Genomic DNA, 21,475 nt, shown 5'->3' with positions numbered 1-21,475 from the left:
TGCACTGCGGGGCGAATTCGGCGCCAGCGTGGTGCATGCGCCCGGGTTCTGCCCGGCCGGCAACCGCTCAAGCACAGTCGAAACAGCCTTGGGCACAGCCCTTGCTAAAGACCCTTCAGTAGTCCGCATCTGCCACCAGAAAAACTCACAAGTTCATGGAGATCGCACAATGAAGCGTCGCAGTTTGATCAAGGCTTTCACCCTCTCGGCCAGCATCGCCGCGATGGGCATGACGTGGACGGTCCAGGCCGCCGAGACCATCAAGGTCGGGATTCTGCATTCGTTGTCCGGGACCATGGCGATCTCCGAGACCTCGCTCAAGGACATGGCGCTGATGACCATCGACGAGATCAACGCCAAGGGCGGCGTCAACGGCAAGATGCTCGAACCGGTGGTGGTCGACCCGGCCTCGAACTGGCCGCTGTTCGCGGAAAAGGGACGGCAGCTGCTGACCCAGGACAAGGTCGCGGTGGTGTTCGGTTGCTGGACCTCGGTGTCGCGCAAGTCGGTATTGCCGGTGTTCGAAGAGCTCAACGGCCTGCTGTTCTACCCGGTGCAATATGAAGGCGAAGAGCTGTCGCCCAACGTGTTCTACACCGGCGCCGCGCCGAACCAGCAAGCGATCCCGGCGGTTGAATACCTGATGAGCGAAGAAGGCGGCGGCGCCAAGCGCTACTTCCTGCTCGGCACCGACTACGTCTACCCGCGCACCACCAACAAGATCCTGCGTTCGTTCCTGCACTCCAAGGGCGTGGCCGACAAGGACATCGAAGAGGTCTACACCCCGTTCGGCCACAGCGACTATCAAACCATCGTCGCCAACATCAAGAAGTTCTCGGCGGGCGGCAAGACAGCGGTCATCTCCACGGTCAATGGCGACTCCAACGTGCCGTTCTACAAGGAACTGGCCAACCAGGGCCTGAAAGCCACCGACGTGCCGGTCGTGGCGTTCTCGGTCGGCGAAGAAGAACTGCGCGGCATCGACACCAAGCCGCTGGTGGGCAACCTCGCGGCGTGGAACTACTTCGAGTCTGTGGAGAACCCGGTGAACAAGAAGTTCGTCGATGACTGGAAGGCCTACGCGAAAAAACACAACCTGCCGGGTGCCGACAAAGCGGTGACCAACGACCCGATGGAGGCCACCTACGTCGGCATCCACATGTGGGCGCAGGCCGCTGAAAAAGCCAAGTCCACCGACGTCGACAAAGTCCGCGAAGCGCTGGCCGGCCAGACCTTCGCCGCGCCGTCCGGCTACACCCTGACCATGGACAAGACCAACCACCACCTGCACAAGCCGGTGATGATCGGCGAGATTCAGGCCGACGGTCAGTTCAACGTGGTCTGGCAGACCGAAGGCCCGATCCGCGCCCAACCGTGGAGCCCGTTCATTCCGGGTAACGACAAGAAGCCGGAGTATGCGGTGAAGAGCAACTGAGTCGACGTCGGATCTGATCCGTTTCTCAGATCCGGCAAAATTCCCTGTGGGAGCGGGCTTGCTCGCGAAGGCGGTGTAACAGACACCATCGATGGCGACTGGTCCACCGCCTTCGCGAGCAAGCCCACTCCCACATTTAGTCCGCGTCAAGGCGACTTCCTATGCCCACTGCCCTTTACCGCTTGATCCTCGCCATCGTCTTGTTGCTGCCGATGGTCAGTCACGCCGGCGATGCCGAAGACTTCGTTGCTGCCAATCCCGTGCAACAAGCCAAACTCCTCGAAGCCTGGGCTGCGCAGCCCGATCCGGTCCGCATCGAATTGATCAATGCCCTGCAGCAAGGCGAGTTGACCGTCGATGGCCAACCCAAAACCCTGCGCCTGAACAACCGCCTGCGGGGTCTGATCGACACCGCCCTGGCCAGCCACCAATTGCTCGCCGCCGACGGCAAAATCCGCCTGGCCGCCGCGCAGCAACTGCAGAAAAGCGCCAAGCCGGCGCAGTTGAAATTCCTCGAGCAACAACTGGCGGGCGAACAGGACGAGCGCGTGCACGCCGCGCTGAGCCTGGCGCTGGCCAACCTGCAATTGGTCGACGCCGATCCGGCCGTGCGCCTTGCCGCCGTGCGTTTGCTTGGCGAAACCGGTGACCCGCTGGCACGCACGCGCCTCGAAAGCCTGCTCGACCCCGGCGTCGAAACCGACGCCGCCGTGCGCACCGCTGCCGAAACCAGCCTGGCGCAAGTCAAACGCAAACTGCTGATCGGCGAGATGCTCGGCCAGGCGTTCAGCGGCATGTCCCTCGGTTCGATCCTGCTGCTCGCCGCACTCGGCCTGGCAATCACCTTTGGCCTGCTCGGCGTGATCAACATGGCCCACGGCGAGATGCTGATGCTCGGCGCCTACTCGACCTATGTGGTGCAACTGCTGTTCCAACGCTTCGCGCCGCAGGCCATCGAGTTCTATCCCTTGATCGCCCTGCCGGTGGCCTTCATCGTCACCGCCGCCATCGGCATGGCGCTGGAGCGCACGGTGATTCGCCACCTCTACGGTCGCCCGCTGGAAACGCTGCTGGCCACCTGGGGCATCAGCCTCATGCTGATCCAGTTGGTGCGATTGCTGTTCGGTGCGCAGAACGTTGAAGTGGCCAACCCCGAGTGGCTGTCCGGCGGGATTCAGGTGCTGCCCAACCTGGTGCTGCCGTACAACCGCATCGTGATCATCGCGTTCGCCCTGTTCGTGGTGGTGCTGACCTGGCTGCTGCTGAACAAGACACGCCTGGGCCTCAACGTGCGCGCCGTGACCCAGAACCGCAACATGGCCGCCTGCTGCGGTGTGCCCACCGGGCGCGTCGACATGCTCGCCTTCGGCCTCGGTTCGGGCATCGCCGGCCTCGGCGGCGTGGCGCTGAGCCAGATCGGCAACGTCGGTCCGGACCTCGGCCAGAGCTACATCATCGACTCGTTCCTGGTGGTGGTGCTCGGCGGTGTCGGGCAGTTGGCCGGCAGTGTCCTGGCGGCGTTCGGCCTGGGCATCGCCAACAAGATTCTCGAACCGCAGATCGGTGCCGTGCTCGGCAAGATCCTCATCCTCGCGCTGATCATTCTGTTCATCCAGAAACGTCCGCAAGGTCTCTTCGCACTGAAAGGACGGGTGATCGACTGATGAATCAACCTCTCTTGGTTACGGCCACCCGCAAAGCCGGCCCCACCGTCACGATAGTCATCGGGACCCTCATCCTCGCCCTGCTGCTGGCGCTGCCGTTGCTGTCGCTGTTGCCGGCAGACAGCACGCTGCACGTCTCGGCCTACACGCTGACACTGGTGGGCAAGATTCTGTGCTACGCCATCGTGGCCCTGGCGCTGGACCTGGTGTGGGGTTATGCCGGCCTGTTGTCCCTCGGCCACGGTCTGTTCTTCGCCCTGGGCGGGTATGCGATGGGCATGTACCTCATGCGCCAGGCGGCAGGCGATGGCTTGCCGGCGTTCATGACGTTCCTGTCGTGGACCGAGCTGCCCTGGTACTGGACCGGCACCAGCAGCTTCCTCTGGGCGATGTGCCTGGTGGTGCTGGCGCCGGGTTTGCTGGCCCTGGTGTTCGGTTTTTTCGCCTTCCGTTCGCGGATCAAGGGCGTGTACTTCTCGATCATGACCCAGGCCCTGACCTTCGCCGGCATGCTGCTGTTCTTCCGCAACGAGACCGGCTTAGGCGGCAACAACGGCTTCACCAATTTCCGCAGCATTCTCGGCTTTGGCATTACCGAACCGGGGACGCGCGCGGTGCTGTTCTTCGCCACGGTGCTGTTGCTGGTGGCGAGTCTTTACATCGGCTGGCGCCTGGCGCAAAGCAAGTTCGGCCGGGTCCTGACCGCCCTGCGCGACGCGGAAAACCGCCTGATGTTCTGCGGCTACGACCCCCGTGGGTTCAAGCTGTTCGTCTGGGTGTTGAGTGCGGTGCTCTGCGGTCTGGCCGGTGCGCTGTATGTGCCGCAGGTCGGCATCATCAACCCGAGCGAGATGTCGCCCACCAACTCCATCGAAGCGGCCGTCTGGGTCGCACTCGGCGGGCGCGGCACACTGATCGGGCCGTTGCTCGGCGCCGGCGTGGTCAACGGCATGAAGAGCTGGTTCACCGTGGCGTTTCCCGAGTACTGGCTGTTTTTCCTCGGCGCGCTGTTCATTGTCGTGACCCTTTACCTGCCCAAAGGCGTGATCGGTCTGCTGAAAAAGAGAGGTGAACAATGAGAGTCACTGCCACCGCTGAATTCATGCTCGAGCCGGCCTTTTATCCGCCGCATCCGAACAAGGATGCCGGCAGCAGCCGCGATGCCATCGGCCTCGGCCAGCGCGTCGGCCCAGGCCTGGACACGCGCCACGGCACGGTCCTGACCCTGGAGGACATCAGTGTCAGCTTCGATGGTTTCAAGGCCCTGAACGACCTGACCCTGTACATCGGTGTCGGCGAGCTGCGCTGCATCATCGGCCCCAACGGCGCGGGCAAGACCACACTGATGGACGTCATCACCGGCAAGACCCGGCCGAGCCATGGCAAAGCCTGGTTCGGCGAAACCCTGGACCTGACCAAGATGAGCGAAGTGCAGATCGCCCAGGCCGGCATCGGCCGCAAGTTCCAGAAGCCGACCGTGTTCGAAGCCTTGAGCGTGTTCGAAAACCTGGAGCTGGCGCAGAACACCGACAAATCGGTCTGGGCCAGCCTGCGCGCGCGCCTGAGCGGCGAGCAGAAGGACCGCATCGGCGAAGTGCTGGAGACCATTCGCCTGACCGCGTCGGTCAATCGACCGGCCGGTTTGCTGTCCCATGGGCAGAAGCAGTTCCTGGAAATCGGCATGTTGCTGATGCAGGACCCGCAACTGCTGCTGCTCGACGAGCCGGTGGCCGGCATGACCGACGCCGAGACCGAGTTCACCGCCGAACTGTTCAAGCGCCTGGCGGGCAAGCATTCGCTGATGGTGGTGGAACACGACATGGGCTTCGTCGGCGCCATCGCCGACCACGTCACCGTGTTGCACCAGGGCAGCGTACTGGCCGAGGGCTCGCTGGAGCAGGTGCAGGAAAATGAGCGGGTGATCGAGGTTTATCTCGGTCGCTGAGGTGTGCGAACACTGATTCGACGGTGGGAGCGGGCTTGCTCGCGAAAGCAATTTTTTGATCAACATCGTTGTTGCCTGACAGACCGCTTTCGCGAGCAAGCCCGCTCCCACAGGGAATTGAGGAGAGTTTGAAATGCTGCAAGTCGACAAACTGCACCAGTACTACGGCGGTAGCCACATCCTGCGCGGCCTGACGTTCGACGTGAAAGTCGGCGAAGTCACCTGCCTGCTCGGACGCAACGGCGTGGGCAAGACCACGTTGCTCAAGTGCCTGATGGGCCTGCTGCCGGCCAAGGAAGGCGCGGTCAACTGGGAGGGCCAGCCGATCACCACGCTCAAGCCGCACCAACGGGTGCACGCCGGGATCGCCTACGTGCCCCAGGGCCGTGAAATCTTTGGCCGGCTGACCGTCGAAGAAAACCTGCTGATGGGCCTGTCGCGATTTCCCGGCCGTGAAGCGAAGGAAGTCCCGGCGTTCATCTACGAGCTGTTCCCCGTGCTGCTGCAAATGAAGCACCGACGCGGCGGCGACTTGTCCGGCGGCCAACAGCAACAGCTGGCCATCGGCCGTGCCCTGGCCAGCCGGCCCCGCCTGCTGATCCTCGACGAACCCACCGAAGGCATCCAGCCGTCCGTGATCAAGGAGATCGGCGCCGTGATCAAGAAACTCGCAGCGCGCGGCGACATGGCGATCCTGTTGGTGGAACAGTTCTACGATTTCGCCGCCGAACTGGCCGACCACTACCTGGTGATGTCCCGTGGCGAGATCGTGCAACAAGGCCGCGGCGAACACATGGAAGCCGAAGGGGTGCGCGGGCTGGTCACGATCTGAGCGTTATACGCGCACCAATTTATTGCGCACTACACCCCATGGCGCCCGCTATTGGTGCGAAGCCATGATCAATCGCCGCGCCTGCCTGCAATGGCCGGCGGCACAGCCTTTGCAATCCTTCCCGTACTTCCCCGACAAGCACTGACTATGACCCTCCCCGCGACTGGCGCCTCGTTCACCCCCAGCTGGCATGCCGAGCTGGACCTGGGCTATGCCCGATTCGGTGACAGCACGCGCCCGATCCAGCGTCGGCATAAAGGTCCGTTGCGGGTGCAGAAGCATCTGTATGCCGAAGGGCCCGAAGTGTGTCAGCACATCATCGTCCATCCGCCGGGCGGGATTGCCGGCGGTGATCGCCTGGACATCTGCGCCAGCGTCGGCCGCGACGCCTGGGCACAGATCACCAGTCCCGGCGCGGCCAAGTGGTATCGCGCATCCGCACCCGCCTATCAACAACTGGAGGTGCGTGTCGCTGCCGGCGCTACCCTGGAGTGGCTGCCTCAGGAAACCATCATCTTCAGCGCGGCGCAGGCTGAACTGAGCACCGCCATCGACCTGGAAGGCGACGCCCGGTTGTTCTACTGGGATGTGGTCGCGCTCGGACGCCCGGCCAGCGGCGAGCGCTTCGACCTCGGGCATTTTCAGGCGCGGCTGGACATCCGCCGCGACGGACGCCTGCTCTGGCATGAACGTCAGCGCATCACCGGCGGCGACGGTTTGCTCGACTCCCCCATCGGCCTGGACGGGCAACCGGTGTTCGCGACGTTGCTGGTGACGGGTGAAATCGACAACGACTTGCTGGAGCGCTGCCGCGCGCTGCCCCATGATGTGCGCGGTGACCTGAGCCAGTTGCCGGGGTTGCTGGTGGCCCGGTGCCTGGCCGCTGAGGCGTTGCTGGCGCGGGGGTGGTTGATCGAGCTGTGGAAACTGCTACGCCCGGCCCTGCTTGGCCGCGAAGCAGTCTCCCCACGAATATGGAGCACCTGAATGCAATCCAGACTGTGGGAGCGGGCTTGCTCGCGAAGGCGCACTGACATTCAACGCTTATGCTGCCTGATACACCGCATTCGCGAGCAAGCCCGCTCCCACAGCGTGATCTGACCTTTTCAATCTGCCCTGATGGACTCCAAATGGACCTGACCCCACGCGAAAAAGACAAGCTGCTGATCTTCACCGCCGGCCTGGTGGCCGAGCGACGTTTGGCGCGCGGCGTGAAACTCAATTACCCGGAAGCGATGGCCTACATTTCCGCCGCGCTGCTCGAGGGCGCCCGTGACGGTCAGACCGTCGCCGAACTGATGCACTTCGGCACCACCCTGCTCAGCCGCGAACAAGTGATGGAAGGCATCCCGGAAATGATTCCGGAGATTCAGGTCGAAGCCACCTTCCCCGACGGCACCAAACTGGTCACCGTCCACCAACCGATCGTCTGAGGCCGCGCCATGACCTATTCCATCCGCGATGCGGTGCACGCCGACCTGCCAGCGGTCCGCGACATCTACAACGACGCCGTGCTCAACACCACGGCGATCTGGAACGAACAGGCGGTCGACCTGGGCAACCGCCAGGCCTGGTTCAGCGCCCGGCAATCCCAGGGCTATCCGATCCTGGTGATCGTCGACGGCGATAACAGCGTCCTGGGCTACGCTTCGTTTGGTGACTGGCGCCCGTTCGACGGTTTCCGCCACACCGTGGAGCACTCGGTCTACGTGCGCAGCGACCAGCGAGGCAATGGCCTGGGCCCGCAGCTGATGGACGTATTGATCGAGCGCGCCAGGGCCTGCGACAAGCACGTGATGGTGGCGGCCATCGAAAGCGGCAACGCCGCTTCCATCCGCCTGCATGAACGCGCGGGCTTCGTGACCACCGGGCAAATGCCGCAAGTGGGCACCAAGTTCGGTCGCTGGCTGGACCTGACCTTCATGCAATTGACCCTCAATCCTGGCGCCGAACCTCCCGCCGCCAGCAAGGAGTAACGCTCGATGAACGCCGCTCAACTGCGCCGCGTCAATATTGAAAGCTTTGCGCACTATCGCCAGGGATTGATCGACCTGCTGCTGGACGCCGTCGGTTATGGCGCCAGCGTCGGTTTCATGGCTGACCTGGATGCCGCCCAGGCACGCGCCTATTTCGATGAGGTGCAGGTGCAGTTGGGCAAGGGCAATGTGCTGCTGTGGGTCGTGGTCAAGGACGAACAGGTGCAGGCCAGTGTGCAACTGACCCTGTGCCAGAAGGCCAACGGCCTGAACCGCGCCGAAGTGCAGAAACTGCTGGTGCGCGAACATGCGCGCCGCCGTGGCCTGGGCCAGCAGTTGATGAGCGCCCTGGAACAGGCGGCGCTGCAGCACAAGCGCGGCCTGCTCTACCTCGACACCGAAGCCGGTTCGCCCGCCGAGGATTTCTACAAGGCCCTGGGTTACACCCGCGTCGGGGAAATTCCCGATTACGCCTGCGACCCCAGCGGTCGCTACAAGCCAACCGCCCTCTACTACAAGATTCTTCAGGGAGCCCACTGATGATTCCCGGTGAACTGCAGGTCCAGCCTGGCGACATCGAACTCAATGCCGGTCGCCGCACCCTCAGCCTGAAAGTGGCCAACAGCGGCGACCGGCCGATCCAGGTCGGCTCGCATTACCATTTTTTCGAAACCAACGACGCCCTCACGTTCGACCGCGCCGCCAGTCGCGGCATGCGCCTGAACATCCCGGCCGGCACGGCCGTGCGCTTCGAACCGGGGCAGAGCCGCGAGGTCGAGCTGGTCGACCTGGCCGGGCATCGGCGGGTGTTCGGCTTTGCCGGGCGGGTCATGGGTGATCTGTAGGTTTTTTGCTGTCTGTACCGGCCTCTTCGCGGGCAAGCCCGCTCCCACAGGTTTGCGGTGATCCCTGCAGGCGCCGGCTTGCCGGCGATAGCGAGCTACGCGAGCGGTTTCAAATTCAATTGAATCTCAAGGCATGCCCATGAAAATCTCAAGACAAGCCTACGCCGACATGTTCGGCCCCACCGTGGGTGACAAGGTCCGTCTGGCCGATACCGAGCTGTGGATCGAAGTCGAGAAGGATTTCACCACCTACGGCGAAGAAGTGAAGTTCGGTGGCGGCAAGGTCATTCGCGACGGTCAGGGCCAGAGCCAGTTGCTCGCCGCCGAAGTGGTCGACACGGTGATCACCAATGCCCTGATCGTCGATCACTGGGGCATCGTCAAGGCCGACGTCGGTCTCAAGGACGGGCGCATCGCCGGCATCGGCAAGGCGGGCAACCCGGACGTGCAACCGGATGTGACCATTGCCATCGGCGCCGGCACCGAAGTCATCGCCGGCGAGGGCATGATCCTCACCGCAGGCGGCATCGACACCCATATCCACTTCATCTGCCCGCAGCAGATCGAAGAGGCGCTGATGAGCGGTGTCACCACCATGATCGGTGGCGGCACCGGCCCGGCCACCGGCACCAATGCCACCACCTGCACGTCCGGGCCGTGGCATCTGGCGCGGATGCTCCAGGCGGCGGACGCCTTCGCGATGAACATCGGCCTGACCGGCAAAGGCAACGCCAGCCTGCCGGAGCCGTTGATCGAACAGGTCAAGGCCGGTGCCATCGGCCTCAAGCTGCACGAAGACTGGGGCACCACCCCCGCGAGCATCGACAACTGCCTGAGCGTGGCGGATCAGTACGACGTGCAGGTCGCCATCCACACCGACACCCTCAACGAATCCGGTTTCGTCGAAACCACCCTCGCCGCCTTCAAGGGCCGCACCATCCACACCTATCACACCGAAGGCGCGGGCGGTGGTCATGCACCGGACATCATCAAGGCCTGCGGCTTCCCGAACGTGCTGCCCAGCTCGACCAACCCGACTCGCCCGTTCACCCGCAACACCATCGATGAGCACCTGGACATGCTGATGGTCTGCCACCACCTGGACCCGAGCATTGCCGAAGACGTGGCCTTCGCCGAAAGCCGCATCCGCCGCGAGACGATTGCCGCCGAGGACATCCTCCACGACCTCGGCGCGTTCTCGATGATCAGCTCCGACAGCCAGGCCATGGGCCGGGTCGGCGAAGTGATCACGCGCACCTGGCAGACCGCCGACAAAATGAAAAAACAGCGCGGGCCACTGCCCGGCGACGGCGCTGGCAACGACAACTTCCGCGCCAAACGCTACATCGCCAAATACACCATCAACCCGGCGATCACCCATGGCATCAGCCATGAGGTGGGCTCGGTGGAAGTGGGCAAATGGGCCGACCTGGTGCTGTGGCGCCCGGCGTTTTTCGGGGTCAAGCCGACGCTGATCCTCAAGGGTGGCGCCATTGCGGCGAGCCTGATGGGCGATGCCAACGCCTCGATTCCGACACCGCAGCCGGTGCACTACCGACCGATGTTCGCCAGTTTCGGCGGTTCGTTGCACGCCACCAGCCTGACCTTCATCAGCCAGGCGGCGCAGGCGGCCGGCCTGCCCGAAGCCCTGGGCCTGAAAAAGACAATCGCCGTGGTCAAGGGCTGCCGCGAGGTGCAGAAAACCGACCTGATCCACAACGATTACCTGCCGGACATCGACGTCGACCCGCAGACCTACCAGGTCAAGGCCGACGGGGAATTGCTGTGGTGCGAACCGGCTGAAACCCTGCCGATGGCACAGCGTTACTTCCTGTTCTGAGCGATTCCCTGTCGCAGCTGCCGAGCCTGCGAGGCTACGTCCGGCTCGGCAGCGGTCTTCGAATCAGCGCCGAGGCCGCCCCATCAGGTTCCGCGAGGTGCCGGGTTGCGGCTCCGCGGAAACAGCGGGTGCGGCTTCGCCGGTGACTCGTCGGGACAACTCGATCAGCTTTTGATTGCGCTCGATGCTGAGTTCGATGTTGAGCGTTTCCACCGCGGCTTTGTAGGCGTCACTCCCCACCGTTTCATGAGCATGGTCATCCTCGAAACGGCTTTGTTTGTCCGCCGCGCTCTGGTCAAGCACGCTGAACTCTTCAGGGTATTTTTCCCGCAGGAATTGCACCCAGAAATCACGGCCAATCAGGTTTTCATAAAAGGCCTCGGTTTTTTCCAGGGCCTCGATGGTGGCGCGTGCGGTGCTGAGGATCGTTCCGCTGATAGGCCTGCCGTATTGCATGTTCCTGGGTTGCCCGGGCAACTCCAGCCCGTCGCTCCAGCCCTGGGTCAGGCCAATCCTGTATTCCAGGCGTGCTTCCGCCTGATCGGTGTATCCCCTCGCCTTCTTGGCCAGGTCCTCGACTTTGTTCAGGCGGAACAGCTGTCGGCCCAGGCGCAGCAACGCGCGGCCTCTCTGCTCCAGCTGACCCGGCGCAATATCCTGCAAGACGTTGCGTTCGAAGACCTTCACCTCAAGTTCACTGAAGGTCAGAATCCGCCCGTCCACGCACGTCCCGTGGGTGCTGGACATGCCGAACAATATTTCCCTGAGCTCGCTATCCTCACCCGCCGCACTGGCCACCACCCACATCCGTCGTGTCAGGTCGGCGCGGGCCAGGCGGAACTCCGGGGTGAGTTGCAACAGGGCCAGCAGGTGAAAAAACGCCCCGTTATCCGGCTCGGCCGCCAGCCGGTTCCACAGCGCTCGGCGCTCGGCCACCACCATCGGATCCTGCATTTCCAGCCAAGGCTTGAGCTGTTCAGGCTCGGCCTCCACGTGCGTGATCACCTCATCCGGCAAGACCGGGTGCACCTCATCCTCACCGTCGCTGCCCAGATCGTCGATCAGCTCATCAAGCAAGTCAGGTGTATAACCCAACCATGCGTTGGGCGTGACGCTGCGCCCGTAGTCCCTGATCTGCTCCAGCTGGTGACGCGAAAAGCTATTGTCGGACACGTCCGTATGCGCCATCAGCACGTCGTGGTGCCCGTCGAGTGCTTCCTCCGGAATCGTCGCCATGCGGTTGCCGCTGAGGTTCAGCACGCGGAGATGATCGGCCTGCAGCACGCCTTCGGGCCAGTCCGTGATCCGGTTGTTGCGCAAATCCAGTTCTTCCAGTCGCGGCAGTGATTCGACACTGAAAGACTGTAGGTTGTTGTAGCTCAGGTCGAGCATGCGCAATTGTTCAAGGGAACCCAGCGCCGAATAGATATTCTCGGGTGCCAGCAGACCGGTACTCGACAGATCCAGCCGTTCCAGCGCGCTCATCGACTCAAGTGCCCGGGGCAAGACGTGCAACGGCTGGCCACCCAGCGCCAGGCTGTGCACGTTGGGAAATGCGTTCAGGAAGCCATTGGAACCCTGCCCGGTCAGACGCACACCGGTCAGGTTCAAATCGCCCACATGGGGGAAATCCAGCGCCAGTTCAGGCAGATCGCCCAACTGCAGGCCGTTGAAGTCAAGGCGATGGTCGGCCACACCGTTCCAGCCAATCAAACTTTCCTGCCAACACTCGATGATGCGCAGTGCGGCCAACCGGCGAGAGTGCGCCGACACGTCCCAGCCCGTCCCTCGGGTTCCACGGGTAAACAGCCAACCGTTCAAGCGACGGGTCAAGTCTTCCAGGGTCCGGTGCCAACCGTCGATGCGCTCGCTGATTTGCGCGCTGCCCAGGCCTTCCTTGCGCAGCTTCTCAATGGCATGCAAGGGTTCGTCGTCCACCATCCAGCGGACGGCTTTCAAACGCTGGGCAAGCCAGGCCGTACCTTCGCCGGCCGGCACTTGCGCGGGTAACGGCCACAGATTCCCGGCAATCGAGGCCCCCGTCTCGGTCGGTGGAAAGTCCTGAGGCACCGGCTCACGGTCGAAGCGTTCGAGGGCGCCGGGCGGCAAGCCTTTGCTCAGTTCGACCCGGGCCCGCGCGGCACTCAGCGCCTGCAAGGCCTGTGGCGTCAACGGCGCGCCACTCAGGTGGGTGCCGATCACCAGGTCGTCGCGGGCCAGGGCGGCTTCCGGCAGCGTGGTAATCGCGGTGCCCCCCAGGTCCAGCCAAGTCAGTTCAGCCAGGCTCTCGGCGCCCGTCGGCCACGCCTGCAGATTGGTCCCGTTCAGGTTCAAGGCCTTGAGCTCGCTCATGGCGCTGACATCCAGGCCCACTGACGAGGTGCCGGCATCGGCGAAGCGGCTGCCACTCAGGTCGAGGTTTTGCACCCGATTGAAACCGCTGACAAAACGACGGGTCTCCTCAAGAGAAGTAGCGCCCCCGCGCAGGATCAGGGTCTCTACATGCTCAAAGTCCCGGGCGGCCAGTTCCGGAAGTTGGTTGATCGACATCAGGTTCAGTTTTAGACGCGTCGAGTAGTCCGTTGAGCCGTAGCGGCGCAGCAGTCCACTGTGCCAGCTACTTCTCAGGGCAGCCCCAATGTCCCAACTTTTTTCCACCGAAAGCACATACAACTTGGATAGCCATACATGGAGGCGGCGATAGAACACATCGTACTGGTCGCCCAAGGCTTCGATGGCGTTGAACCTGGCTTCGGCGCCCTCCCAGCGCTGGAGAAACGACTGAAACAAAAAGCCGGAACGCTCCCCCCCCGGTCCCGGAGCGTTGGACGTCTCGCCAGCCCCGCCAAACTGCCGCAGCTGTCCTCTGCAGTGATCCGCGACCATTTCTTCCAGGTCGATCAAGTGCACAGGCTGGCTTCTCACATAGTCATAAGCCACCTTGAACGTTTCGCGCGTGAGCCAGGACCAGTCCAGAGAGAGTCCGGACAATAACCGATCATGCCCGCCCTCGAACAATCTGCCGGGCAACTGGTAGACGAAGCTGCCACGCATGTTCAGACGCTCCAGGTGAGGCAACTCGAGCACACCCGCCGGCCAGGCCTGTGCGGTGGCACTCGTGATGGTCAGGCTGCGCAGGTTGCTCAGGCGGCTCACATCAAAGTCTTCGGCCCTCTGCAGTACCCCTCGCAGTTCCAATTTTTCGAGCCTGACCAGGTTTTCGAGCCTGGCGATTTCCGCCGCACTGTAGGGGAAGTTCGAGGCCAGGCTCAGATCGGTGAGTTGCTCCATGCCGTCCAGCGCCCGAGGAACCGTGCGCAACCGCATACTGCCGGTGATCGACAATTTTTCGAGCTGCTGAAAAGAGCCCAACAGCCCTTCGATGGTCGCGCTGGTCATGCCCACGCCGCCAACCGACAATTCCCTGATATGGGAAAAATCCGCCGACAGCGGCGGCAACGAATCGTGGCAGGACAGTTCGAGCCGCGCATACCTCGGGTTTCCCCCGGCTTTGGGCGAGTTTTTCCAGGCTGACTTGATCGCATCCGCCGCCGGGCCTTTGCCATCCAGCATGGCGCGCAGCGCGCTGTCCCCGCCCACCCATTGATCAAGGGTCGCCTCCAGCGCCTGCCACTCGCGCAGACGGTTGCTCAGCAGGTGGAAAATCTGCTGGTTGGACTGGCCAAGCCCCCACTGTTCGAGGAGAAACTTGAGGGCCTCGACATCGGACAGGTCCGGGTAAACGTCCTGCACTCGACTGGTCAGCTCGCCGGTCGCATCAGCACCCCGTCCGCTGGATAGGTAGCCCCACTGCTTCTGTGCAATACGCCGGGGTGGCCTGGCTGCGGTTTTATCGCGCAGCCATTGCGCCGACTCGGTGGGATGCGCGGTGGCATAGTCGATAACCGCGCGCCGCAAATCAGCGCTTTGGCCCACGCTGGGGATTCCCAACGACTGACGTGCGTCGTCGGGCAAGGCATGCAGGATGGAGGCGAAAAAGTTATCGCCCGTTCGCGGCAGGCTGTTGAGGGTTTCGCCCCGCTCGTTGAATGCCTGGTAAAACGGCCCTTTTTTCACCACGAACTTACGGTTGCCGCTGTTTTCGTTGCCAATGCCATCGAGCAGTTCCCCTTCAATCCCGCCCTCGCGAATTTCCAGGCGTACATCACCCTTCCAGCCCGGCAATTTTTCCAGGATATGCAGCGCCAGGCGCTTGCTGTCCGCCCACACCAGGTTTTCCATGTGCAAGCCGGCGAAGGCCTCCGTCAAGCGGCCTTGTTGCACGTACCAGCGGGCCTGTTCCAGCAAGCGCAACGACAAGCGGGCGGTGCTCTCGAACCGTGTCAGTTCCTCGACCGTGGCGTCGCCCAGCACGCTGATTGCCGCCGATTCGCTGAGTCCGGGGCACAGCCGTTGCAGCTTGGCGACCCGGGGGTCCACCGGGCCCAAACCCTTGTAGAGACTTTCGAACATGGCCGGCTGACGGGTTCGGGCGAAATCGGCGATCTGCTTGCGCAACTCCTGAGGCCGTAATGCTCTCACTCGCGCCGGTTCGCCACCGAGCAGACGGGTGATTTCCGACTCATCGAGCCCCGCCAGAATGAGCGCGGGCAGGTTGCCGCTCAGGACATCGGCCCGGGTAATGCGGATGGCTGGCTTCAGTTTGACGCCGGGATACAGCCGCTCGGAACCGTATTTGAGCGATTTCCCCGACAGTTCCGGCCCTTCGAACACTTTCAGCACCCGCCCGACCGGCCAGCGTGGCAACTCGGTGACCAGGGGCAGGGTGAACAAGTAGCGATCATCGATGGCTTGACCGGTCTCGATCTGTTCGATGACTTGCGCCACGCCATGGTCAGCTTCGAACAAACGCAGAGCATCGGTCAGCTCCGGCGGTGGTGGCGCGTTGTCCAGGTGCATTTTGCGCAAGGCGCTGTCGCTGACACCACTGACGTCGGCGATCTGCAGCAGTCGCTGGTCAGAGAAAGTGTCGGTCACCGGTCCAATGCGCCGCAGCAGCGTCAGGCGGTCCCAAGTCTGCGGGCGCTCCAGGGTATGCCGCCAGGCGCCGGTGCCGTTGTGGGCGAGCGGTGGCTGGTAGGCTTGGGGGTCGCTGGGGTGCTTGATGCGCCAGCGTTTCAGTTGCGGGTCGTAGGTTTTTTGATAAAACCGATTGTCGATCCGGACATGGGTCTTACCGTCGAACTCGAATTGCCCCAGGTCAGTGGCCGGCACGTCGCGGTCCACGGAAACGGCGCGTTCATAGCCCTTCAAATCGGCCTTCCACAAGCGGGTGTCGCCATTGGGCAGCGTGACCGGGTCGAGTTGCTCGATCACCGGTTCGGCCTTGACCGCAGTCAGCTTGGCCAAGCCTTTGCCGACACCGGCCGCCACGGCGAAAAACGCCAGGTTCTCCGCCACGTCGATCAGGTGCGCCTTGGCCGCCTTGCGATCGCCCTCGCTCCATTCAATCGAGGCTTCGAACGTTTCGGACATCAGCTGGCCGGCGATCGCCACCAACATGACCTCGCCCAACACCGGAACGAACATGCTCACCGTGGTCAGGACCAGCATGCCGATGTTCAACAGAAAGGCGAACTTCTCGGAACGGACCCGGGCATCGACATCCGCCGTGGGTACTGCGTGGCTGCGCGCGTCGGCCAGGACTTTGTCGCGATGCTGCTCGTAGAGATAACCCCACAGATCGATGTTTTCGACCCACAGCCCCTGGCCGGTTCGGACCTGAACCCGGGGGGCGAGAAAAGGGTCGTCATTCGGCTCCTGATTGATCGTGGTGGGCGGCAATTTCTTGAAGCCGGCAAAGGGATTGATCCCCTGCAACAGCGTGTTGAGGATCGACGCATAGGGGCTGAGCTTCTGCCCCAGCGGTCTGTCGGACGCATTCTGGGTGAACTCGTTGAAGTAACGCGCAAGATCGCCGTACGCCACGAACTGGCTGAAAAACCGTTGATACTCGGTCGGGCTGCCGTCCCTGGGTTGCGCCGCATCGCGGGCGGTGAAACGGCGCTTGAACATCGCCGTCAGTTCCTCATAGAGGTAGCGCTTGAGGGGTTGCTCCGGATCGTTAGGGATATACACGATCATTTCGCCACCGTAGCGGTACTTTTCACAAATGTAGAACACCACGCAGCCGGTCATGGTGAGGTTCATCAGGCACAGGTCGCGGAACCACACCTGCTTTTTGCCCATCCAGGGATACACTTCGCCGTCGATCACCGACACAATCATGGTGTAGTCCGCCGGCGTGATGTCCTTTTTCAGCAGCGCCAGGTCAGCCGCAGCGCGCAACGCGGCTTTCTGGGATTCGATGAAGGGTTGGCGGAGCGCCTTTTGCGCTTCCGCGTCGGCGGTTTTGAAGAATGCCTTGAGGTACACCTGATATTTCGCGCCGATATCCAGCGAGCGGCACAGCCCGGTGAATTGCGTCACGGTCAGGGTGGTGCTGACGGGGCTGAACGTGCCCGGCGTAGGGTTCTCCACCAGGAAACCCGAAGACTCGTGAAACGCTCCGCCCTCGGTTTCCGACGCTTCGAAGTTATGCAGGGCGGCCTGCAGCAGCGGCAGCCTCAACACCTCGAAGGATCCGATATCGACGCCAAGGACGCCCCATTCCAGCGGCTGCCTGAGGCAGATCAGGGTCTTGTCGACGTCCAGTGCCACGCTGAACCGGTCCTTCAAGGCCTTGACCAGCAGACGTCTGGCAAACGTGTCGACGTCCTGGAAAGCCGACATGGCCTTGTCGAGGCGGGTCTGCGCAGCGAAGCTGGCGGTGGCGCGATAGCCCAGGGCGTCGCGTTGTGCGCGGGTCGTGTCCTTGAGCCAGTCCGGCGTGGGCGTGGCGCTGTTCTTCAGGGCCGCGCGACGTTCCGGGGTGGCGTTGACCAGCCAGTCGGGAATGGCTTTTTCGAGGAACAGGCCGTGGATGCTCGCGGTAGCGGCCGGGGTTGATGCAGTGGGGTCAGACATGGCGTCTCTCCTGTGAAGTGGAGCGCTAGGACACCATCTCGGGCAACTGCATTTGCGGTACATAGTTGTATTGGGGTGGGCGGGCGATGGTGCAAATGCACCTGTTTGTCGCCTCGATAAAAGCGCATTGTCGCGCCGCCGCGCCTGAGGTTTTTTTCCTGCGTAAAGGCGCTACTATGCGAAACATCCCGTTTTCAAATACCCAGGAACCCGGCCATGCGCCTCTCGCAATTCATAAGGCAACAGGTTGACCTTATCGTCGATGAATGGGAGCAATTCGCTAGCACGATCACGCCGGCGGCCGAGAACATGGACCGCGCAGCCCTGCGTGATCACTCCAAAGAGATTCTGTTGGCCGCCGCGCGGGACATGGACACCGCGCAGAGCGCCAGCGAGCAACGGGCCAAATCCATGGGCGAAGGCCCGGAAAAAACCCCGAGCCTGGATCAGGCCGGCGCCAGCCACGGTGAGCTGCGACACACCGTAGGCTTCGACCTGGTGCAGATGACCAGCGAATTCCGCCATTTGCGCGCCGTTGTCATTCGCCGGTGGGTCGAGAGCCTGCAATCGCCGGACATCACCTACTTCCAGGACATGATCCGCTTCAACGAAGCCATCGACGAGGCACTGGCCGAATCCACGGCGGCCTATGCCGAACGGGTCAACCGCTCGCGGGACATCTTCCTGGCGATCCTTGGCCACGATCTGCGCGCGCCGCTGCAAGCCGTGAGCATGTCCACCGACTTGCTGCTGCGCAAGGCCAGCCTCGAAGGCGAGGCGCTGAAATGCGCAACCCACATCCAGCGCGGTGCTCGGCACATGGCGGTGATGGTCAGCGATTTACTGGAGCTGGTGCGCAGTCGACTGGGCAAGAGCCTGCCCATCGAGCCGGCGCCCATGGACCTTGCCGACGCGGCACATGCGGCCATCGCCGAAGCCTGCGCCGGTCATCCCGAGTGCGACCCGACGCTGAGCGTGCACGGCGACACCCACGGCATCTGGGACGCCGGACGCCTCGATCAACTGCTGCGCAACCTGATCGGCAATGCCTTGCAGCACGGTTTGAACAAGCGAGACGTGACCGTGACGCTGACCGGCGAACCCGACACGGTACGCCTCACCGTGCACAACCATGGCACACCGATTCCCGAATTCGCCATCGGCACGATCTTCGATCCGTTGGTGCGCAGCGTTGACGAAGCACTCGGCCAGCCGACCACCAGCCTTGGGCTGGGCCTGTTCATCGTCAAGGAAGTGGTCAACGCCCATGCCGGGACCATCGAGGTCAGCTCCAGCGAGGCGGACGGCACGTTGTTTACGGTCGTTTTGCCCAGGAACGTTTGAGGCGGGAGAGCGCATTATCGTTTTTTCGCGAGCAAGCCAGCTCCTGCAGTGGGTCGGGATCGATCCCCGTGCGTCGCATGACTATCAGTTCTGCTAGTACCCGAAAACCGGCATCGGCGTCAGACTGGGCGCATTGATAAAAGTCGACCCTTTCATCAAGGATGACCCGGACATGCCCCGCACCTTTCTGCTGGCTGCCGACACCGGCAATTCAATCATCGCTGAACTGAGCGGGGACGAGCGCAATCCAATCGCCTATTCCGCTTACGGCCACCAATGCGCACGATCAGCGATGACTTCACACCTGGGTTTCAACGGCGAACTGAGCGAGAGGCAGATCGGCTGGTATTTGTTGGGCAACGGCTACCGCGCTTACAGCCCGGTGCTGATGCGCTTTCACAGCCCTGACACGTTGAGCCCGTTTGGGAAGGGGGGCTTGAATGCGTATATGTATTGCGGGGGGGATCCGCTGAATTTTTCGGATCCGAGTGGCCATATGAAACGCATATTGAATATTTTTAAAGGTCCAAAAAATGGTGTAAGCGGTGCACCCAGCACCTCCAGCTTGTTCCCCCTCATCGACAATGCGCAGCAACTGGCTTCCAGCACGCCACAAATCACTGAAAAAACGATACCGGCACTCACTCGAAAGACTCGGGGAGGAACGCACGTAACGACTGAAACCCATATTAGTACCGTTGTGGAAACTCCATACTCCAGACGTACCGTGAGCGACCTTCATTTCACCGATTACGGGCCTTCGCGTGAAACACCTCCGCTGAGACCGATGAAACAAATGCCGCCTCCCCCGCGCTTCAATGATAGTGGAGGACAGACGCTAAATGAGAAGGGTGATGTGTTATGGGAGTCAAAACCGTTTGAATTTCTTCCCGGCCCCCCTCCTCTTCCTGTGGTCAGAGAACATCCTCACGGCCATTCGCTCCATTACTCGCTTAAAATCATCAATGCCGATAAGAGCGAGCTCAAAAGTGTCGCGAAAAAGGGTTTGTCCCAAGTCCAGGGCAATATAAGAAACTAAGGCGGACGGAGGTAGGCGAAGTCTTAGGTATCGACGTGTCGTAACGCCTACTCCACCACCAGCCGCCCCAGGCGCTGCTTGAGCATCTTGTTCTCGGCCCGCAGTTGCTGGACCTCTTCCAAGAGGTCCAGCGCCAGGGCGACGCCTTCCCATTCCAGTTCCAGGTCGTGCCGCAGCTTGGCGGCACGCTTGGCCAGGGTCAGCTCGTAATCGGTGAAACGCCAGTCCTTGGGCTGCCGGCCTTGAGGTTCGAGGATGCCGTGTTCGACGATTTCGATCACGTAGACGTCCGACAGATCGGTCGCCTCACAGAATTCTGCCATGTCCAGTTGAACGATCAGGGGGCTGCTCATTGTGGGCTACTCCGTCTCGGGTATCAGAAGTTCTCTCTGGGGTCGAACGCGGCTTTTTTCGCCAGTTCCTGCCACAGTGCCTTGACCTCATCGCTGGAGGCTTTGGGCATCACGGCCTTGAGTTGCACGAACAGGTAGCCGCGTTGCCCGGCCTTGTTCAACAGGCCGTGGCCCTTGGCGCGCATGCGTTGGCCATTCTGGCTGCCGGCGGGCACCTTGAGGTTGATCTTGCCGGTCAAAGTCGGCACGGCCACTTCGGTGCCCAGCGCCAGTTCCCACGGTGCCAGCGGCAAGGTGATGATCAGGTTTTCGCCTTCGACGTCGAACTTGGGGTGCGGCGCGAAGCGAATGATCAGGAACAGGTCGCCATTGGCCCCGCCGCCGATGCCCGGCGCGCCCTGCCCCTTGAGGCGGATGCGTTCGCCGTCGGTGACACCGGCCGGAATCTTCACGTTCAGGCTCTTGCTGGTATTGCTGACGTGCTGGCCCGCCGCGTTGTACTGCGGCACCTGGAAGGTCACCTTCTTCGACTCGTTGGACAGGGTTTCCTCAAGGAAAATCGCCAGTTCCATTTCCACGTCCTGCCCTCGGCGCCCAGCGCTACGACCCGATTGTCCACCGCCAAAACCAGGCCCACGGTTGCCGAAGATCGAACTGAAGAAGTCCGAAAAGTCGCCCGAGCCCTGGCCACCACCGAAACCGGCGCCGCCACGTCCCTGCCAACCCGGCGGGCCCTGGAACGGCTGGCCGTGCTGGCCGTATTTGCGCAAGTCGTCATACTCGGCGCGCTTGTCAGCGCTTTTCAGCGCTTCATAGGCTTCCGAGGCGTCCTTGAACTTGGCCTCGGCATCTTTTTCCTTGCTGACGTCGGGGTGGTATTTGCGCGCGAGCTTGCGATAAGCGGCCTTGATCGTCTTATCGTCCGCGGTCGGTTCCACACCGAGAATCTTGTAATAGTCTTTGAAGTCCATCTAAGGATCACCATCCGTTATCGATATCGCGCCGTCACCGGCAGTCTGCGCGTATTTGCAGGCGCCGGGTTGACCGATCTCAAGTTTGTGACCGGGTAGCGCATCAGAAGTTTATCGGCAGCGGTGGGCGGTTCTTGCGACCGTCCGATGGCTGCCAGGGTCAATGCAGACAAGTTGGGGGCATCCAGGCTGCTTATCAAGGCGCTATTGCCCGAGATTTAGCGGATAGTCGGCCTTCGAATCT

The 21,475-nt window shown here is 62.3% G+C and carries 16 protein-coding genes; 13 read left to right on the top strand and 3 right to left on the bottom strand.

The genetic code is table 11. The annotated features are described in order from the left end of the window. Positions 1–169: 169 nt before the first annotated feature. The 11 genes from urtA to ureC all read left to right on the top strand — a co-directional run bounded on the left by urtA (position 170) and on the right by ureC (position 10,537). On the top strand, positions 170–1,435 hold the full coding sequence (urtA, locus tag ACM6IM_RS20485; protein WP_192307771.1) for an urea ABC transporter substrate-binding protein: 1,266 nt from the start codon (positions 170–172) through the stop codon (positions 1,433–1,435). 161 nt (positions 1,436–1,596) lie between these two features. Next, entirely contained in the window at positions 1,597–3,099 is a 1,503-nt protein-coding gene (gene urtB / locus ACM6IM_RS20480; protein ID WP_371050147.1) for an urea ABC transporter permease subunit UrtB, read from the top strand. Then, positions 3,099–4,178 carry an urea ABC transporter permease subunit UrtC gene (urtC, locus tag ACM6IM_RS20475; protein ID WP_414866143.1) on the top strand — a complete coding sequence of 360 codons (1,080 nt, stop codon included), beginning with the start codon at positions 3,099–3,101 and terminating at the stop codon, positions 4,176–4,178. Before urtB ends, urtC begins: the two co-directional genes overlap by 1 nt. After that, the gene (gene urtD / locus ACM6IM_RS20470; RefSeq protein ID WP_192307768.1) at positions 4,175–5,044 is read left to right on the top strand and encodes an urea ABC transporter ATP-binding protein UrtD; all 870 of its coding nucleotides are present in this window, start codon (positions 4,175–4,177) and stop codon (positions 5,042–5,044) included. Before urtC ends, urtD begins: the two co-directional genes overlap by 4 nt. A 133-nt stretch (positions 5,045–5,177) precedes the next feature. Next, positions 5,178–5,876 carry an urea ABC transporter ATP-binding subunit UrtE gene (gene urtE / locus ACM6IM_RS20465; RefSeq protein ID WP_192307767.1) on the top strand — a complete coding sequence of 233 codons (699 nt, stop codon included), beginning with the start codon at positions 5,178–5,180 and terminating at the stop codon, positions 5,874–5,876. Positions 5,877–6,023: 147 nt separating this feature from the next. Continuing rightward, positions 6,024–6,863 carry an urease accessory protein UreD gene (locus ACM6IM_RS20460; RefSeq protein ID WP_414866142.1) on the top strand — a complete coding sequence of 280 codons (840 nt, stop codon included), beginning with the start codon at positions 6,024–6,026 and terminating at the stop codon, positions 6,861–6,863. A 143-nt stretch (positions 6,864–7,006) separates the two neighbouring features. Beyond that, positions 7,007–7,309, top strand: coding sequence for an urease subunit gamma (gene ureA, locus ACM6IM_RS20455; RefSeq protein WP_007915951.1), 303 nt, complete (start codon positions 7,007–7,009; stop codon positions 7,307–7,309). A gap of 9 nt (positions 7,310–7,318) precedes the next feature. Then, positions 7,319–7,852 carry a GNAT family N-acetyltransferase gene (locus tag ACM6IM_RS20450; RefSeq protein ID WP_414866141.1) on the top strand — a complete coding sequence of 178 codons (534 nt, stop codon included), beginning with the start codon at positions 7,319–7,321 and terminating at the stop codon, positions 7,850–7,852. A 6-nt stretch (positions 7,853–7,858) separates the two neighbouring features. Continuing rightward, entirely contained in the window at positions 7,859–8,392 is a 534-nt protein-coding gene (locus tag ACM6IM_RS20445; RefSeq protein WP_192307763.1) for a GNAT family N-acetyltransferase, read from the top strand. Further along, entirely contained in the window at positions 8,392–8,697 is a 306-nt protein-coding gene (locus tag ACM6IM_RS20440; RefSeq protein ID WP_371050152.1) for an urease subunit beta, read from the top strand. Before ACM6IM_RS20445 ends, ACM6IM_RS20440 begins: the two co-directional genes overlap by 1 nt. Positions 8,698–8,836: 139 nt before the next feature. After that, positions 8,837–10,537 carry an urease subunit alpha gene (gene ureC, locus ACM6IM_RS20435; RefSeq protein ID WP_201193607.1) on the top strand — a complete coding sequence of 567 codons (1,701 nt, stop codon included), beginning with the start codon at positions 8,837–8,839 and terminating at the stop codon, positions 10,535–10,537. A gap of 63 nt (positions 10,538–10,600) precedes the next feature. Here ureC and ACM6IM_RS20430 read toward each other — a convergent pair whose 3' ends face one another. After that, a complete protein-coding gene (locus ACM6IM_RS20430; protein WP_414866140.1) occupies positions 10,601–17,524 on the bottom strand; it encodes an NEL-type E3 ubiquitin ligase domain-containing protein in 6,924 nt (2,307 codons plus the stop codon). Between the two features lie 216 nt (positions 17,525–17,740). Between ACM6IM_RS20430 and ACM6IM_RS20425 the strand changes: the two genes are divergently transcribed. Both ACM6IM_RS20425 and ACM6IM_RS20420 read left to right on the top strand, forming a co-directional pair. Continuing rightward, positions 17,741–18,868 (top strand): ATP-binding protein, encoded by a 1,128-nt coding sequence (locus tag ACM6IM_RS20425; protein WP_414866139.1) that lies wholly within the window; start codon positions 17,741–17,743, stop codon positions 18,866–18,868. A gap of 172 nt (positions 18,869–19,040) precedes the next feature. After that, entirely contained in the window at positions 19,041–19,907 is an 867-nt protein-coding gene (locus ACM6IM_RS20420) for an RHS repeat-associated core domain-containing protein (RefSeq protein ID WP_414866138.1), read from the top strand. Positions 19,908–19,954: 47 nt separating this feature from the next. Here the strand turns inward: ACM6IM_RS20420 and ACM6IM_RS20415 are convergent, their stop codons facing one another. Both ACM6IM_RS20415 and ACM6IM_RS20410 read right to left on the bottom strand, forming a co-directional pair. Then, a complete protein-coding gene (locus ACM6IM_RS20415) occupies positions 19,955–20,260 on the bottom strand; it encodes a chaperone modulator CbpM (RefSeq protein WP_414866137.1) in 306 nt (101 codons plus the stop codon). Between the two features lie 23 nt (positions 20,261–20,283). Continuing rightward, positions 20,284–21,231, bottom strand: a complete 948-nt coding sequence (locus ACM6IM_RS20410; protein ID WP_192307757.1) for a DnaJ C-terminal domain-containing protein — start codon at positions 21,229–21,231, stop codon at positions 20,284–20,286. Between the last annotated feature and the right edge of the window lie 244 nt (positions 21,232–21,475).

Source organism: Pseudomonas sp. IT-P12, from assembly GCF_949767465.1.
Lineage (GTDB): Bacteria > Pseudomonadota > Gammaproteobacteria > Pseudomonadales > Pseudomonadaceae > Aquipseudomonas.
The sequence above is the reverse complement of the archived record's forward strand: the minus strand, read 5'-3'. Positions and strand labels throughout refer to the sequence as shown.

What these genes read in the sequence shown, in the direction of transcription:
- urtA (WP_192307771.1), top strand. Translation starts at nt 170, where the DNA reads ATGAAGCGTCGCAGTTTGATCAAGGCTTTCACCCTCTCGGCCAGCATC.
- urtB (WP_371050147.1), top strand. Translation starts at nt 1,597, where the DNA reads ATGCCCACTGCCCTTTACCGCTTGATCCTCGCCATCGTCTTGTTGCTG.
- urtC (WP_414866143.1), top strand. Translation starts at nt 3,099, where the DNA reads ATGAATCAACCTCTCTTGGTTACGGCCACCCGCAAAGCCGGCCCCACC.
- urtD (WP_192307768.1), top strand. Translation starts at nt 4,175, where the DNA reads ATGAGAGTCACTGCCACCGCTGAATTCATGCTCGAGCCGGCCTTTTAT.
- urtE (WP_192307767.1), top strand. Translation starts at nt 5,178, where the DNA reads ATGCTGCAAGTCGACAAACTGCACCAGTACTACGGCGGTAGCCACATC.
- ACM6IM_RS20460 (WP_414866142.1), top strand. Translation starts at nt 6,024, where the DNA reads ATGACCCTCCCCGCGACTGGCGCCTCGTTCACCCCCAGCTGGCATGCC.
- ureA (WP_007915951.1), top strand. Translation starts at nt 7,007, where the DNA reads ATGGACCTGACCCCACGCGAAAAAGACAAGCTGCTGATCTTCACCGCC.
- ACM6IM_RS20450 (WP_414866141.1), top strand. Translation starts at nt 7,319, where the DNA reads ATGACCTATTCCATCCGCGATGCGGTGCACGCCGACCTGCCAGCGGTC.
- ACM6IM_RS20445 (WP_192307763.1), top strand. Translation starts at nt 7,859, where the DNA reads ATGAACGCCGCTCAACTGCGCCGCGTCAATATTGAAAGCTTTGCGCAC.
- ACM6IM_RS20440 (WP_371050152.1), top strand. Translation starts at nt 8,392, where the DNA reads ATGATTCCCGGTGAACTGCAGGTCCAGCCTGGCGACATCGAACTCAAT.
- ureC (WP_201193607.1), top strand. Translation starts at nt 8,837, where the DNA reads ATGAAAATCTCAAGACAAGCCTACGCCGACATGTTCGGCCCCACCGTG.
- ACM6IM_RS20430 (WP_414866140.1), bottom strand. Translation starts at nt 17,524, where the DNA reads ATGTCTGACCCCACTGCATCAACCCCGGCCGCTACCGCGAGCATCCAC.
- ACM6IM_RS20425 (WP_414866139.1), top strand. Translation starts at nt 17,741, where the DNA reads ATGCGCCTCTCGCAATTCATAAGGCAACAGGTTGACCTTATCGTCGAT.
- ACM6IM_RS20420 (WP_414866138.1), top strand. Translation starts at nt 19,041, where the DNA reads ATGCCCCGCACCTTTCTGCTGGCTGCCGACACCGGCAATTCAATCATC.
- ACM6IM_RS20415 (WP_414866137.1), bottom strand. Translation starts at nt 20,260, where the DNA reads ATGAGCAGCCCCCTGATCGTTCAACTGGACATGGCAGAATTCTGTGAG.
- ACM6IM_RS20410 (WP_192307757.1), bottom strand. Translation starts at nt 21,231, where the DNA reads ATGGACTTCAAAGACTATTACAAGATTCTCGGTGTGGAACCGACCGCG.